Genomic DNA, 13,262 nt, shown 5'->3' on the forward strand with positions numbered 1-13,262 from the left:
GGGAGCCAAGTGCTCGAACGGGTGAATGGATAAAGTGCGGACTGTCTTGCTGGGTTTGCCTCGCAAACAAAAGCGATTATTGCAGGTGGCTACCGACATCGTTCTGGTTTGGGTCGCCCTTTGGTTGGCGTTCATCGTGCGTCTGGGTATCGATGATATGTACAACCCTTTCAAGGCCCACATCTGGCTCTTCGCCTGCGCGCCGGTCATCGCCATCCCACTTTTTATCCGCTTTGGCATGTATAGAGCGGTCATGCGCTACTTCGGCAATGACGCGCTGATCGCGATCGTCAAGGCCGTCAGCCTGTCATCGCTCATTCTGGCGGTGGTCGTTTACTGGTACAGCAATCACGAGTCTGTGGTGCCGCGATCGATTATCTTCAACTATTGGTGGTTGAGCATGATGATCATTGGCGGGCTGCGTCTGTGCATGCGCCAGTTTTTCATGGGGGACTGGTTTACAGCCGCTCAGCATGTCCCATTTACCAGTCGTGATGATGGTTTGATCAAGGTTGCCATTTATGGGGCAGGTGTTGCAGGCAATCAGCTTGTCGCGGCCCTGCGAATGGGCCGCGTCATGCGCCCGGTAGCTTTCATTGACGACGATCCCGACATTTCCGACCGTTCGATTTCGGGACTTCAGGTCTACAAGCCTAGAAACATTCAACAGATGATCGATGTGACCGGCGCCCAGGAAATGCTGTTGGCGTTGCCGTCCTCGACCCGAGCCAGGCGTCGGGAGATTCTCAATCTGCTTGAAGGTTTTCCGCTTCACGTGCGCAGTGTTCCGAATTTCACCGACCTCGCCAGTGGCCGGGTCAAGGTGGAGGATATCCAGGAAGTCGATATTGCCGACTTGTTGGGCAGGGATTCGGTACCCGCCCAGCCTGATCTGCTGGCACGATGCATCAATGGCAAGGTCGTGATGGTCACGGGGGCAGGCGGCTCTATCGGTGCTGAACTGTGCCGGCAGATTTTCACTCTTGGCCCGACGACGCTGGTGCTCTACGAACACAGCGAGTTCAACCTGTACAGCATTCTCTCGGAACTGGAGCAGCGTGGCTGCAAGGAGTCGACGCCTGTTCGTCTGCTGCCGATCCTCGGCTCCATTCGGCATGAGGAGAAGCTGCTCGATGTGATGAAAACCTGGAAAGTAGACACCGTCTATCACGCGGCAGCCTATAAACATGTGCCAATGGTCGAGCACAATATCGCCGAAGGCGTGCTCAACAATGTGATCGGCACACTCAATACGGCACAGGCTGCACTTCAGTCTGGTGTCTCGAATTTTGTACTCATTTCCACTGACAAAGCAGTGCGGCCGACCAACATCATGGGCAGCACCAAGCGACTTGCGGAGTTGACGCTGCAGGCTCTGAGTCGTGAAACGGCCCCCGTATTGTTCAGAGACAGCGCCAACGTATCCCGGGTCAATAAAACCCGCTTCACCATGGTCCGCTTCGGCAACGTGCTGGGCTCCTCCGGCTCAGTAATTCCTCTGTTTCACAGCCAGATCAAATCAGGTGGCCCGCTGACGGTTACCCACCCCAAGATAACCCGCTACTTCATGACCATTCCCGAGGCCGCACAATTGGTTATTCAGGCGGGGTCGATGGGACAAGGGGGCGATGTATTCGTCCTTGACATGGGGGAGCCAGTGCGGATCGTCGAACTCGCCGAGAAAATGATCCATCTTTCCGGTTTGAGTATTCGTTCCGAGCGCAATCCGCAAGGTGATATTTCGATCGAATTCACTGGCCTGCGTCCTGGTGAAAAGCTCTACGAAGAACTTCTGATAGGCGACAACGTGGCTGCCACACCGCATCCGATGATCATGACCGCCAACGAAGATCATCTGCCGTGGGACGTGTTGAAGTCCCGATTGAGCGAGTTGCTCGCGGCGCTTGACCGTGATGATTACTCCCGTGTTCGTCAGTTGTTGCGCGAAACCGTCAGCGGTTACACCCCCGACGGTGAAATTGTCGACTGGATCTATCAGCAGCGTCGGCTGGAACCCTGATTGTTTCATATTCTGTAATAGACACGTTTTTGACACTCGCCAATCATGGCCTAAGTTTGAGAAGCAGCTTGGGAAAAGCTGCTTTCTCAATCGATGTCATGGAGCGTCATTTATGCGTAATGGTTTTTTCTACTCTTTGCTTTTTGCACTGCTGACCAGCGCTTCAATTGCGACTGTTGCTGCACCTTTCGCCGTCCCTCAAACGGAAAAGGCAGCAATGGTAACGGAGGCGTCCGATACGCTGCCCACGAGTGAAAAGGTCGATCTCAATGGTGCTGATGCGGATACCTTGCAAAAGCAGTTATCCGGTGTAGGGGCGGCGAAGGCCAAGGCAATTATTGCCTATCGTGATGCTAATGGGCCATTTGCTTCGGTAGATGAGTTGCTTGAAGTGAAAGGCATCGGGAAAGCGATTCTGGATCGCAATCGCGACAAGCTGGAAGTGAACTAAGCTCATTATTCAAAGCCAAGGGGCCGGTCATTGACCGGCCTTTTTGCATTCTGGCGATCACTTGAGGCTGCGGGTGACCATCAAGGCCTCCTGTCGGTGATGGAAAATTACGACTATCATATTGGCTTTGGATTATGCCTATAATAAATTCCGTCGCCGCTGAAACGCTCAGGCTTTTCAGGGCTGCTTATCTGCCAGGCATTCCAGGAGTATGGTCATGAATTCCCCAAAATCCCAAGGTACGGCGCTTGTTACTGGCGCTTCTTCCGGCATCGGTGCGGTGTATGCCGAGCGGTTGGCGGCGCGTGGTTTTGATCTGTTGCTGGTCGCTCGCGATCATGAGCGCCTCGAGTCCGCAGCACGCACGCTGCGGGACGTGTACGGTGTCCAGGTCGAAGTGCTGAAAGCCGATCTGACTCAAAAAGACGAAGTGCTCAAGCTTGAACAACGCCTGCGCAGCGACTCTGGCATCCGTCTGTTGGTCAATAATGCCGGAGTGGCGGTCAATGGTTTGTTGGCCAACGCCGATCCTGATGTTCTGGAGAAACTGATTCAGTTGAACGTCACCAGCCTGACCCGCCTGGCAGCCGCTGCAGCTTCGGCATTCACCAGCGCCGGGCGCGGCACAATCATCAATATCGCGTCAGTGGTCGCCTTGTTCCCCGAGCGTTTCAATGCGACCTACAGTGCCAGCAAGGCTTACGTGCTGAGCCTCACTCAGTCGCTCAATACGGAACTGGAAGGCACCGGGGTCAAGGTACAAGCAGTATTGCCAGGTGTGACCCGCACCGAAATCTGGGAACGTTCCGGTTTCGATGCCAGCGGTATTCCGGCGGAGATGGTCATGGAAGCCGGCGAGATGGTGGATGCCGCGTTGGCAGGTCTGGACCAGGGCGAGCTCATCACCATTCCTTCGCTTCCTGATGCCGGGGAATGGCAAGCCTTCGTTGCCGCGCGGCACGTGATGGCCCCCAACCTGTCCCACAGCTCGGCAGCCAGCCGTTACAAGTGAAGGACTTTTGAGTCGTGAGAGGTCAACCCGATATGGATCAGCGTCGAGTAGTTGTTACGGGTATGGGCCTGGTATCGCCCTTGGGCAGTGATGTCGAAGTCGTCTGGCAGCGTCTGCTTGCCGGGCGCTCGGGTTTGCGCCAGTTGCCGGACGCGGTGGTTGCCGATCTGCCGGCCCGGGTCGGTGGTGTGGTGCCGACGATGGAAGAGGACGCCGAAGCGGGTTTCGACCCGGATCGCGCTACGCCGCCGAAGGAACAGAAGAAGATGGATCGTTTCATTCTGTTTGCCATGGAGGCTGCGCGGCAGGCGCTTGAACAGGCCGGCTGGCATCCGGGGGACCCTCATGCTCAAGAGCGTACAGCGACCATCATTGGCTCCGGTGTCGGTGGCTTTGGCGCAATCGCAGATGCCGTACGCACCACTGACAGTCGTGGCCCCCGGCGTTTGTCACCGTTCACCATCCCTTCGTTTCTGGTCAATCTTGCGGCGGGCCATGTCTCGATCCAGCACGGGCTCAAAGGTCCAATTGGCGCACCGGTCACCGCGTGTGCCGCTGGCGTCCAGGCGATCGGTGACGCCGCTCGATTGATTCGCGCCGGTGAGGCCGATATTGCGGTGTGTGGCGGTGCAGAAGCGTCAATCGATCGAGTCAGTCTTGCCGGTTTCGCGGCGGCGCGGGCCCTGTCCAGCGGCTACAACGAAACGCCCGAACGAGCCTCGAGGCCGTTCGACAGCGGCAGGGACGGTTTCGTGATGGGTGAAGGCGCAGGGCTGCTGGTAATCGAATCCCTGGATCACGCACTGGCCCGTGGTGCCAAGCCACTGGCCGAACTGGTCGGCTACGGCACCAGCGCCGACGCCTATCACCTGACCGCCGGGCCGGAAGACGGCAGCGGTGCCCGGCGAGCCATGACGTTGGCGCTGGCTCAGGCCGGTATCGCGCCGGATCAGGTGCAGCATCTGAATGCGCATGCGACCTCTACGCCGGTTGGCGACCTGGGTGAACTGGCTGCAATCAAGTCGGTGTTTGGAGCGCAGAACAAAATCGCCGTGACCTCGACCAAATCCGCCACCGGGCATTTGCTGGGCGCTGCGGGCGGTCTTGAAGCGATCTTCACCCTGTTGGCGATCCGCGATCAGATCGTTCCGCCGACCCTCAACCTGGACAATCCCGATCCGGCCAGCGAAGGCGTGGACATCGTCCATGGTCAGGCGCGGTCGATGCCGATCGAGTATGCGCTGTCCAATGGCTTCGGATTCGGTGGGGTCAATGCCAGTGTGCTGTTCAAGCGTTGGCGGGATTAATCTTCGGAGCGCTTGAGGTGTTCGCGGGTGACGTCGAGGATCTGTTGCGCTAGCTCGGCATCCGCGACACTGCGTGAGAGCAGGAGCGCGCCCACCAGCGTCGACATGATGACGATGCTGCGTTCGGCCGCGTTCTCGCCTTCGAGGGTCGTCTGAATCTGATCCAGACGCGCCTTCAGCACGGTGTCGCTGGTCGGGCTCGGTTGGCCGCGTAGTCCTAGTTCCGAAGAAATGGTCAACAACGGGCAGCCTTCATGAGGAGAAGTCTGGTGCCATTCGGACAGGTACGTATCGATGAAGGCTTCCAGCGGTTTTTCCTGGGCGAACAGCTCCTCGCACAAGCCTGCGACCTGATCGCCGGCGGCTTGCAGGGCTTTTTCGACCAGGTCGTCCTTGGATTTGAAATGCGAATAAAAGCCGCCGTGGGTCAGGCCCAGCGCTTTCATCAACGGTTGCAGGCCGGTCGCGCCGATGCCGTCCTTGCGAAACCGTTCGGACGCTTCCTTGATGATGCGCTGATGGGTCTGGGCTTTATGATCCTGCGAGTAACGCATTTAAACTCTCCGCAACAAGACCGCCATCTTAACCAATGCAAATTGAATGGTGACTGTACTTCTACTTCTAAAAAGCCTGCCGATGACTCCAACATGTTCGTAACAGCGGTGAACGGTTGGCACGGATAGTGGTTGCAGCTTGCAAAGTTGCCATCACCGAAGGAGCAGGAGAACCATGTACAAAGACTATCCGGCCGCCTATCAAGTCAGTAAAGGCTCGGCCTTGCAGGTCAATGCACCGTTCTACGAGCGGATTCGCGAACAGAAGGCTGCGCGGACCCTGATCGAGCAATTCGAAGTGCCGATCCGCACCGGTCGTGCCTGGCACGTTCCGGCGGGGCATGTGTTTCGTGTCACCACACCGGTGGGGCCACAGGTGGGCGACTTCAATGTGTGGAATGCCCACGATCCGCGCGAACGGATGTGGGCGGCGCGGACCCGGCAACTGCAAGGCGCACATGTCAGCACCCATGATCGCCTCTGGTCGAACCTGCCTTTTCTGCGGCCACTGGTGACCATCACCGATGACAGCCTGGCCAGTTACGGCATCGATGAGCACGGCGGGCGCCTGCACGATTTGCTCGGCACGCGCTGCGATCCGTATGTGAACAAGATGCTCACCGGCGAAGACTTCCATCATCATTGCCATTCCAACCTGACCCGCGCCGTACTGCCACACGGTCTGACCGAATTCGACGTGCATGACGTACTGAACATCTTTCAGTGCACCGGCCTGAACCACGATGACCTGTACTTCATGAAGGCCTGTCCGGCGCAGAAGGGCGACTATCTTGAGTTCTTTGCGGAAATCGACTTGCTGTGTGCATTGTCGACGTGTCCCGGCGGTGATCTGTCGCTGGCGATGTGGGGCCCGGATGCACAGGATCCGCTGAGTGTGTGTCGTCCGCTGGGCGTGGAAATCTATCGACTTGAGGACTCATTGCTCGAAGGCTGGAGCCCGCCGGAGCGCGCGGCATACAAGGGCCTGCATGGTCTGCACATCGCCAAGGCCGAGTGGGAAAAATAACGGCTTTCAAAAACAAACCCCGCCGATTATGGCGGGGTTTTTCGTTCAGCGGTCCTGCGCGTCCTTGACGTCCGCTTCGGCATTGCGCTCAGCAACGCGCTGACGTTGTTCTTCGGTCAGTTCGACCTTGTTGGCGGTGTCTCGCAGCATCATCAGACCCCCCACGATCGAGCCGATTGCAACAACCAGAATCAACCAGGCATACCAGGGCATAGCGGCTCTCCTTAATGGCAGGTCGCCGGGCGAGGATTTCGACGGGCGATGCTGCTTACCACGTTTGAGCGATGGAAAATCGCAGTGGTTCCATTCTAGGCCGGTTATGCCCGGTACACCCGCACAGCGTCTATTGACCGGTCAGCATCGCATCGGCCGGCGCGTTCGCACGCAACTGGCCGGTGAGCAGGAAATAGCCGAATCCGACCGCCATGAAACCGAGGAAGATCAGCCCGATCAGCGCGTTGAACCAGGCCATCGCCACCAGACACACCACCGCCAGCACCAGCGCGATGAACGGGATCAGCGGGTAGCACGGTGCGCGGAAAGTCCGCTCCAGATTCGGTTCGCTTTTGCGCAACTTGAACAGGCTGAGCATGCTCATGATGTACATGACGATGGCGCCGAACACGGCCATGGTGATCATCGCGGCGGTCAGGGTCATGCCGCCGAGGTTGATCAGGCCGTCGCTGTAAATGGCGGCAATGCCGATGATGCCGCCGGCGATGATCGCCCGGTGCGGCGTCTGGAAACGCGACAGCTTCGCCAGCGAGGCAGGCAGGTAACCGGCGCGGGCGAGGGCGAAGAACTGCCGCGAGTAGCCAAGAATGATTCCGTGGAAACTCGCCACCAGGCCGAACAGGCCGATCCACACCAGCATGTGCAGCCAGCCGGAATTGTCGCCGACCACCGCTTTCATCGCCTGTGGCAGCGGGTCGTTGATGTTTGACAGGGTGCGCCAGTCGCCAACACCGCCGGCAAAGAACATCACGCCCATCGCCAGCAGCACCAACGTCAGGATGCCGCTGATGTAGGCCTTGGGAATCGTGCGTTTCGGATCCTTGGCCTCTTCGGCCGCCATGGCCGCGCCTTCGATGGCGAGAAAGAACCAGATCGCAAACGGAATCGCCGCGAACATCCCGGCAATCGCTGGTGCGCCGAATACGTCCGAGCCGGCCCAGCCATTGAGCGCGAAGTTGCTGAAACTGAAGGCCGGAGCGACCACGCCCATGAACACCAACAGCTCGGCGACGGCCAGCACGCAGACGATCAACTCGAAAGTCGCCGCCAGTTTCACACCGAGGATGTTCAGCCCCATGAAGACGATGTATGCGCCGACCGCTGCATGTTTCGGATCGAGGGCCGGAAACTGCACGTTTAGATAGGCGCCAATCGCTAGCGCAATCGCCGGCGGAGCGAAGACGAATTCTATCAGCGTCGCCAGGCCTGCGATCAATCCGCCTTTTTCACCGAACGCCCGGCGACTGTAGGCAAACGGCCCACCCGCGTGCGGAATCGCCGTGGTCAGTTCGGTGAAGCTGAAAATAAAGCAGGTGTACATGGTCGCGACCATGAATGACGTCACCAGAAAGCCCAGCGTTCCTGCGACGCCCCAGCCGTAGCTCCAGCCGAAATACTCCCCGGAAATCACCAGCCCCACCGCGATGCCCCACAGGTGCAACGTGCCCAGCGTGGGTTTGAGTTGTGTGTTCATGCGTTTGCTCCCTGAACGGTTTGGAAAGCTCGAAGGAGGGTGTGTGCAGTGGGCGTGCCATTTTGTATTGGCGCGTCGTAATGGGCTGAAAGCTGTCGTATCGGGGATGTTCGCGGCGCAATGCCCACAAAATTGTGCGCCAGTTGGGTGCGATGTTGTCTGTGCTGCCGTCTTCGCGGGCAAGCCCGCTCCCACAGGTTCAGCTGTGGGATCAGATGCTGTGATCGACACAAATTCTGTGGGAGCGGGCTTGCCCGCGAACAGGCCCGCCCATACAACGCAAAAATCCGCTGTAACGCCGACGTAAACCCACTCTTTACGCTTTCTTTATGCCCCGCGCGCACCCTCGGTCTCGTTCCTTTACAGCCACCTTTCCGACAATGCCTCCACACGCGGCAATACGCCGTAACACGGAGATCTTCCATGAGCGTTCTGGACGGGGTGTCACTGCTGCTGGCAGTGGGGCTGTTCATTTATCTGTTGGTTGCGCTGTTGCGCGCGGATCGGAACTAGGAGCGGCTATGCACAGTTATGACTATTGGCAGATCCTCGCGTTTTTCGCGTTGGTGTTGCTGCCGGCGCCGTTCCTCGGGCGCTTCTACTACAAGGTAATGGAAGGTCAGCGCACCTGGCTGACGCCGATTCTCGGCCCGGTCGAGCGCGGCTGTTACCGCATTGCCGGGGTCAATCCGCAGGACGAACAGAGCTGGCAGAAGTACACGCTGGCGCTGCTGGCGTTCAACCTCGCGGGTTTCCTGTTGCTGTTCGCGATCCTGTTGTTCCAGGATCACCTGCCGCTGAACCCGCAAAACCTGCCAGGCCAGGAGTGGACGCAAGCGTTCAACACCGCCGTCAGCTTCATGACCAACACCAACTGGCAGTCCTACAGCGGTGAAGCGACCCTCAGCTACCTGAGCCAGATGGTCGGCCTCACCGTGCAGAACTTCGTCAGCGCCGCCACCGGCCTCGCCGTGCTGGTCGCGTTGTGCCGTGGCATCGGTCGCAAATCGACCAAGACCCTGGGCAACTTCTGGGCCGACATGACCCGCGCCACTCTCTACGGCCTGCTGCCGCTGTGCCTGCTGCTGGCGCTGTATCTGGTGTGGCAGGGCGTTCCGCAAACCTTCGCGCAATATGTGAATGCGGTGACGATGCAGGGCGTCGATCAAGTCATCCCGCTCGGCCCGGCGGCCAGCCAGATTGCGATCAAGCAATTGGGCACCAACGGCGGCGGTTTCTTCGGGGTCAACTCGGCGCATCCGTTCGAGAACCCGACCGCGTGGAGCAACCTGTTCGAAGTCACCTCGATCATCCTGATCCCGGTCGCGTTGGTGTTCACCTTCGGCCACTACGTCAAGGATCTGCGTCAGAGCCGCGCAATCATCGGCTGCATGTTGGCGCTGTTCCTCATCGGCGGCGCTACTTCGATGTGGGCCGAGTATCAGCCGAACCCTGCGCTGAACAACGTGGCCGTCGAGCAGACCGCGCCGCTGGAAGGCAAGGAATCGCGCTTCGGCACCACTGCCACCGTGCTCTGGTCGGTGACCACAACCGCAGCTTCGAACGGTTCGGTCAACGGCATGCATGACAGCCTCAACCCGCTCAGCGGCATGGTGGCGCTGGTCAACATGATGGTCGGCGAAGTGATCTTCGGCGGTGTCGGTGCCGGGCTCTACGGCATGTTGCTCAACGTGCTGATCGCGGTGTTCCTCGCCGGCCTGATGATCGGTCGCACCCCGGAATACCTCGGCAAGAAACTCCAGGCCCGCGAAGTGCAACTGCTGGTCGTGACCTTGCTGGTGATGCCGGTCGGCGTGCTGGTGCTGGGCGCGATTGCCGCTGCCCTGCCTGGCCCGGCGGCGACCATCAGTAACCCCGGCCCACATGGTTTCAGCCAGTTGCTGTACGCCTACACCTCGGCCAGTGCCAACAACGGTTCGGCGTTCGGTGGACTGAGTGCTAACACTCCGTTCCACAACCTGATGCTCGGCCTGGGCATGTTGATCGGTCGCTTCGGCTACATCCTCCCGGTACTGGCCCTGGCCGGCAGCCTGGCGATGAAGAAAACCGCACCGATCGGCCAGAACAGCTTCCCGACCCATGGCCCGCTGTTCGTGACCCTGTTGACCGTGACCATTTTGCTGGTGGGCGGCCTGACCTTCTTGCCGACCCTCGCATTGGGCCCAATAGCTGAACATCTGAGCATGGGCTTCTAAGGAGTCAATGATGAATATGCCCGCAATCAAACCCGTCGTCGCCAAGGCGCCGGAACACGCGAAAACCGCGATCAGCGCCCTGTGGCGTCCGGCACTGGTGCAAGCGTTCGTCAAGCTCGACCCGCGTCAACTGGTGCGTTCGCCAGTGATGCTGGTGGTCGAACTGACCGCGATCTTCACCACCGTGCTGTGCTTCATCCCGGACAACGTCGTGCCGACCTTCGTCGCGGCGCAAATTGCCCTGTGGCTATGGTTCACCGTGCTGTTCGCCAACTTCGCCGAAGCACTGGCCGAAGGTCGGGGCAAGGCCCGCGCCGACAGCCTCAAGGCTGGGAGTGAAGGGCTCAGCGCTCGACGCAAACTGGCCAACGGCAGCTTCCAGGTGGTGCCGGCCGCGAGCCTGCGCAAGGGCGATGTGGTGCGCGTCGAAGCCGGAGAAATGATCCCTGGTGACGGCGAGGTCATCGAAGGCATCGCAGCCGTCAACGAGGCGGCGATCACCGGTGAATCGGCGCCAGTGATCCGCGAGTCCGGCGGCGACCGTTCCGCCGTCACCGGCAACACGCGACTGGTGTCCGACTGGCTGCTGGTGAAGATCACGGCCAACCCGGGCGAATCGACCCTGGACCGGATGATCGCGCTGGTCGAAGGCGCCAAACGCCAGAAGACCCCGAACGAAGTGGCGCTGGACATCCTGCTGATCGGTCTGACCCTGATCTTCCTGCTGGTGGTCGTGACATTGCAGCCATTCGCGCATTTCGCCAACGGCAGCCTGCCGCTGGTGTTCCTGGTGGCACTGTTGGTGACGCTGATTCCGACCACCATCGGCGGTCTGCTGTCGGCGATCGGTATCGCCGGGATGGATCGTCTGGTGCGCCTGAACGTGATCGCCAAGTCCGGTCGTGCCGTGGAAGCGGCGGGTGACGTGCACGTGTTGCTGCTGGACAAGACCGGCACCATCACCTTCGGCAACCGTCGTTGCAGCGCGGTGTATGCCGCTCCCGGCGTGAGTGGTCGCGAGCTGGCCGAAGGCGCGCTGTTCGCTTCGCTCGCCGATGAAACCGCCGAAGGCAAGTCCATCGTCGAGTACCTGCGAGGTCTGCATCCGCAAGCGGAACCTGCGCTGGACGTGTTGACCGCGGTGCCGTTCAGTGCGGAAACCCGCTTGTCCGGTGTCGATTATCAGGGCCGTGTATTCCGCAAGGGCGCGGTGGATTCGCTGCTGGGGTTCATCGGTCAACAGCGTTCGGATCTGGCCCCGAGCCTGTCCCGTGAAATCGACAAGATCGCCCAGAGCGGTGGCACACCGTTGCTGGTCTGCGCCGACGGCAAATTGCTTGGTGCCATTCACCTGAAAGATGTGGTCAAGCCGGGTATCCGCGAGCGTTTCGCCGAGCTGCGCAAGCTGGGGATTCGCACCGTGATGGTCACCGGCGACAACCCGCTGACCGCTGCCGCGATTGCCGCTGAAGCAGGCGTCGACGACGTGCTGGCCGAAGCCACACCGGAGAAAAAACTGGCGCGCATCCGTCATGAGCAGAACGACGGTCGCCTGGTCGCGATGTGCGGCGACGGCGCCAACGATGCCCCGGCGCTGGCCCAGGCTGACGTCGGCATGGCGATGAATGACGGCACTCAGGCGGCGCGCGAAGCGGCCAACATGGTCGACCTCGACAGCGATCCGACCAAGCTGCTGGACGTGGTGCAGATCGGCAAGGAATTGCTGGTGACCCGTGGTGCGCTGACGACTTTTTCCATTGCCAACGACGTGGCCAAGTACTTCGCGATCCTGCCGGCGCTGTTCGCTGCGATCTACCCGCAACTGGGCGTGCTGAACATCATGCACTTGAGCAGCCCGCAGAGCGCGATTCTGTCAGCCATCGTCTTTAACGCTCTGATCATCGTCGTGCTGATTCCGCTGGCCCTGCGCGGCGTGCGGGTGCAGGCGGCGAGTGCGGCGGCGTTGCTGCGACGCAACCTGCTGATCTATGGCCTGGGCGGGATTCTGGTGCCGTTCGTGGGGATCAAGGCGATCGACATGTTGCTGACGGCGTTGCATCTGGTTTGACCCCGAAATCGTCCCCTCACCCTAACCCTCTCCCGGGGGGAGAGGGGACTGACCGAGGTGTTTTCCGGAGATACATCGACCTGAATTACCGAGTCGAACTCAGGATTTGAAATGCACAAAGATTGGCTCCCTTTCCTTCAGGGAGAGGGGACTGACCGAGGTGTTCTGGCGAGTTGCACCGACCTGAAATATCGAGCCGAACTCAGGTTTTGAAAAGTATGCAAATCGGCTCCCTTTCCCCCTCGCCCCCCTGGGGGAGAGGGCTGGGGTGAGGGGGATGGATCTTCCTGACCCCCCACCAAAGTTTGCCCAATGAATTCGAGGATTTTGAAATGTCCACAATGTTACGTCCGGCCCTGAGCCTGCTGGTGCTGATGACCCTGGTCACTGGCGTTGCCTATCCACTGGTGGTCACCGGAGTCGCGCAAGTTGCGTTCCCCGAACAGGCCAACGGCAGTCTGGTGCACGACGCCGAAGGCAAGGTGCGCGGCTCGTCGCTGATCGCTCAGGATTTTGTCGGCGATGCCTGGTTCCATCCACGTCCTTCGGCCGGTGCCTTTGCGACGGTGTCGAGCAGCGCGAGCAACCTGGCGCCGAGCAATCCGGCGTTGGCCACTCGGGTGATCGATGACGCCAACAAGTTGCAGGTGCCCGGTCAGGGCCCGGTGCCACTGGCGCTGCTGACCACCTCCGGCAGCGGTCTCGATCCGCACTTGCCACCGGCCGCGATTGCCTATCAACTGGCGCGTGTCGCGGCAGCGCGTAATGTGCCGGTGGCGACCTTGCAGCAGTTGCTCGACGCGCACATCGAACAGCCGCTGGTGGGCCCACCGGTAGTGAATGTGCTGGCGCTGAACATGGCGCTGGAAAAGCTGTAAATCGCGATGACATCAGGAAGA

At 59.9% G+C, this 13,262-nt stretch carries 12 protein-coding genes; 9 read left to right on the top strand and 3 right to left on the bottom strand.

The features are described 5' to 3' along the window. Positions 1–25: 25 nt before the first annotated feature. The 4 genes from JJN09_RS17770 (at position 26) to fabF (ending at position 4,790) form a co-directional block, all read left to right on the top strand. Positions 26–2,020, top strand: a complete 1,995-nt coding sequence (locus JJN09_RS17770; protein WP_249482871.1) for a nucleoside-diphosphate sugar epimerase/dehydratase — start codon at positions 26–28, stop codon at positions 2,018–2,020. Positions 2,021–2,132: 112 nt separating this feature from the next. Next, positions 2,133–2,471 carry a helix-hairpin-helix domain-containing protein gene (locus tag JJN09_RS17775; protein WP_249482872.1) on the top strand — a complete coding sequence of 113 codons (339 nt, stop codon included), beginning with the start codon at positions 2,133–2,135 and terminating at the stop codon, positions 2,469–2,471. Between the two features lie 217 nt (positions 2,472–2,688). Continuing rightward, a complete protein-coding gene (locus tag JJN09_RS17780) occupies positions 2,689–3,483 on the top strand; it encodes an SDR family oxidoreductase (RefSeq protein WP_249482873.1) in 795 nt (264 codons plus the stop codon). A 32-nt stretch (positions 3,484–3,515) separates the two neighbouring features. Then, positions 3,516–4,790, top strand: coding sequence for a beta-ketoacyl-ACP synthase II (gene fabF / locus JJN09_RS17785; protein ID WP_249482874.1), 1,275 nt, complete (start codon positions 3,516–3,518; stop codon positions 4,788–4,790). Here fabF and JJN09_RS17790 read toward each other — a convergent pair. Next, positions 4,787–5,344: a TetR/AcrR family transcriptional regulator gene (locus JJN09_RS17790; RefSeq protein ID WP_249482875.1), complete on the bottom strand. Its 558-nt coding sequence runs from the start codon at positions 5,342–5,344 to the stop codon at positions 4,787–4,789. The genes fabF and JJN09_RS17790 overlap by 4 nt on opposite strands. A 175-nt stretch (positions 5,345–5,519) precedes the next feature. Between JJN09_RS17790 and JJN09_RS17795 the strand changes: the two genes are divergently transcribed. Continuing rightward, on the top strand, positions 5,520–6,371 hold the full coding sequence (locus JJN09_RS17795; RefSeq protein WP_249482876.1) for a DUF1989 domain-containing protein: 852 nt from the start codon (positions 5,520–5,522) through the stop codon (positions 6,369–6,371). A gap of 45 nt (positions 6,372–6,416) precedes the next feature. Here the strand turns inward: JJN09_RS17795 and JJN09_RS17800 are convergent, their stop codons facing one another. Together JJN09_RS17800 and eat are read right to left on the bottom strand one after the other, a co-directional pair. Continuing rightward, on the bottom strand, positions 6,417–6,584 hold the full coding sequence (locus tag JJN09_RS17800) for a DUF2897 family protein (protein ID WP_096821045.1): 168 nt from the start codon (positions 6,582–6,584) through the stop codon (positions 6,417–6,419). 130 nt (positions 6,585–6,714) lie between these two features. Beyond that, positions 6,715–8,079, bottom strand: a complete 1,365-nt coding sequence (eat, locus tag JJN09_RS17805) for an ethanolamine permease (protein WP_249482877.1) — start codon at positions 8,077–8,079, stop codon at positions 6,715–6,717. A 423-nt stretch (positions 8,080–8,502) separates the two neighbouring features. Between eat and kdpF the strand changes: the two genes are divergently transcribed. The 4 genes from kdpF (at position 8,503) to kdpC (ending at position 13,241) form a co-directional block, all read left to right on the top strand. Further along, on the top strand, positions 8,503–8,592 hold the full coding sequence (gene kdpF, locus JJN09_RS17810) for a K(+)-transporting ATPase subunit F (protein WP_007899818.1): 90 nt from the start codon (positions 8,503–8,505) through the stop codon (positions 8,590–8,592). An 8-nt stretch (positions 8,593–8,600) separates the two neighbouring features. Further along, the gene (gene kdpA, locus JJN09_RS17815) at positions 8,601–10,295 is read left to right on the top strand and encodes a potassium-transporting ATPase subunit KdpA (RefSeq protein ID WP_249482878.1); all 1,695 of its coding nucleotides are present in this window, start codon (positions 8,601–8,603) and stop codon (positions 10,293–10,295) included. A 10-nt stretch (positions 10,296–10,305) separates the two neighbouring features. Further along, positions 10,306–12,363 carry a potassium-transporting ATPase subunit KdpB gene (gene kdpB, locus JJN09_RS17820; protein WP_249482879.1) on the top strand — a complete coding sequence of 686 codons (2,058 nt, stop codon included), beginning with the start codon at positions 10,306–10,308 and terminating at the stop codon, positions 12,361–12,363. A gap of 332 nt (positions 12,364–12,695) precedes the next feature. Further along, positions 12,696–13,241 (top strand): potassium-transporting ATPase subunit KdpC, encoded by a 546-nt coding sequence (kdpC, locus tag JJN09_RS17825; RefSeq protein ID WP_249482880.1) that lies wholly within the window; start codon positions 12,696–12,698, stop codon positions 13,239–13,241. Positions 13,242–13,262: the final 21 nt, after the last annotated feature.

The organism is Pseudomonas sp. HS6 (genome assembly GCF_023375815.1).
In the GTDB taxonomy this organism is placed as follows: domain Bacteria; phylum Pseudomonadota; class Gammaproteobacteria; order Pseudomonadales; family Pseudomonadaceae; genus Aquipseudomonas.

Excerpts from the sequence above, each read along its gene's own strand:
- JJN09_RS17790 (WP_249482875.1), bottom strand. The coding sequence starts at position 5,344 with ATGCGTTACTCGCAGGATCATAAAGCCCAGACCCATCAGCGCATCATC.
- JJN09_RS17775 (WP_249482872.1), top strand. The coding sequence starts at position 2,133 with ATGCGTAATGGTTTTTTCTACTCTTTGCTTTTTGCACTGCTGACCAGC.
- kdpF (WP_007899818.1), top strand. The coding sequence starts at position 8,503 with ATGAGCGTTCTGGACGGGGTGTCACTGCTGCTGGCAGTGGGGCTGTTC.
- JJN09_RS17770 (WP_249482871.1), top strand. The coding sequence starts at position 26 with ATGGATAAAGTGCGGACTGTCTTGCTGGGTTTGCCTCGCAAACAAAAG.
- JJN09_RS17795 (WP_249482876.1), top strand. The coding sequence starts at position 5,520 with ATGTACAAAGACTATCCGGCCGCCTATCAAGTCAGTAAAGGCTCGGCC.
- JJN09_RS17800 (WP_096821045.1), bottom strand. The coding sequence starts at position 6,584 with ATGCCCTGGTATGCCTGGTTGATTCTGGTTGTTGCAATCGGCTCGATC.
- kdpB (WP_249482879.1), top strand. The coding sequence starts at position 10,306 with ATGAATATGCCCGCAATCAAACCCGTCGTCGCCAAGGCGCCGGAACAC.
- eat (WP_249482877.1), bottom strand. The coding sequence starts at position 8,079 with ATGAACACACAACTCAAACCCACGCTGGGCACGTTGCACCTGTGGGGC.
- kdpA (WP_249482878.1), top strand. The coding sequence starts at position 8,601 with ATGCACAGTTATGACTATTGGCAGATCCTCGCGTTTTTCGCGTTGGTG.
- fabF (WP_249482874.1), top strand. The coding sequence starts at position 3,516 with ATGGATCAGCGTCGAGTAGTTGTTACGGGTATGGGCCTGGTATCGCCC.
- JJN09_RS17780 (WP_249482873.1), top strand. The coding sequence starts at position 2,689 with ATGAATTCCCCAAAATCCCAAGGTACGGCGCTTGTTACTGGCGCTTCT.
- kdpC (WP_249482880.1), top strand. The coding sequence starts at position 12,696 with ATGTCCACAATGTTACGTCCGGCCCTGAGCCTGCTGGTGCTGATGACC.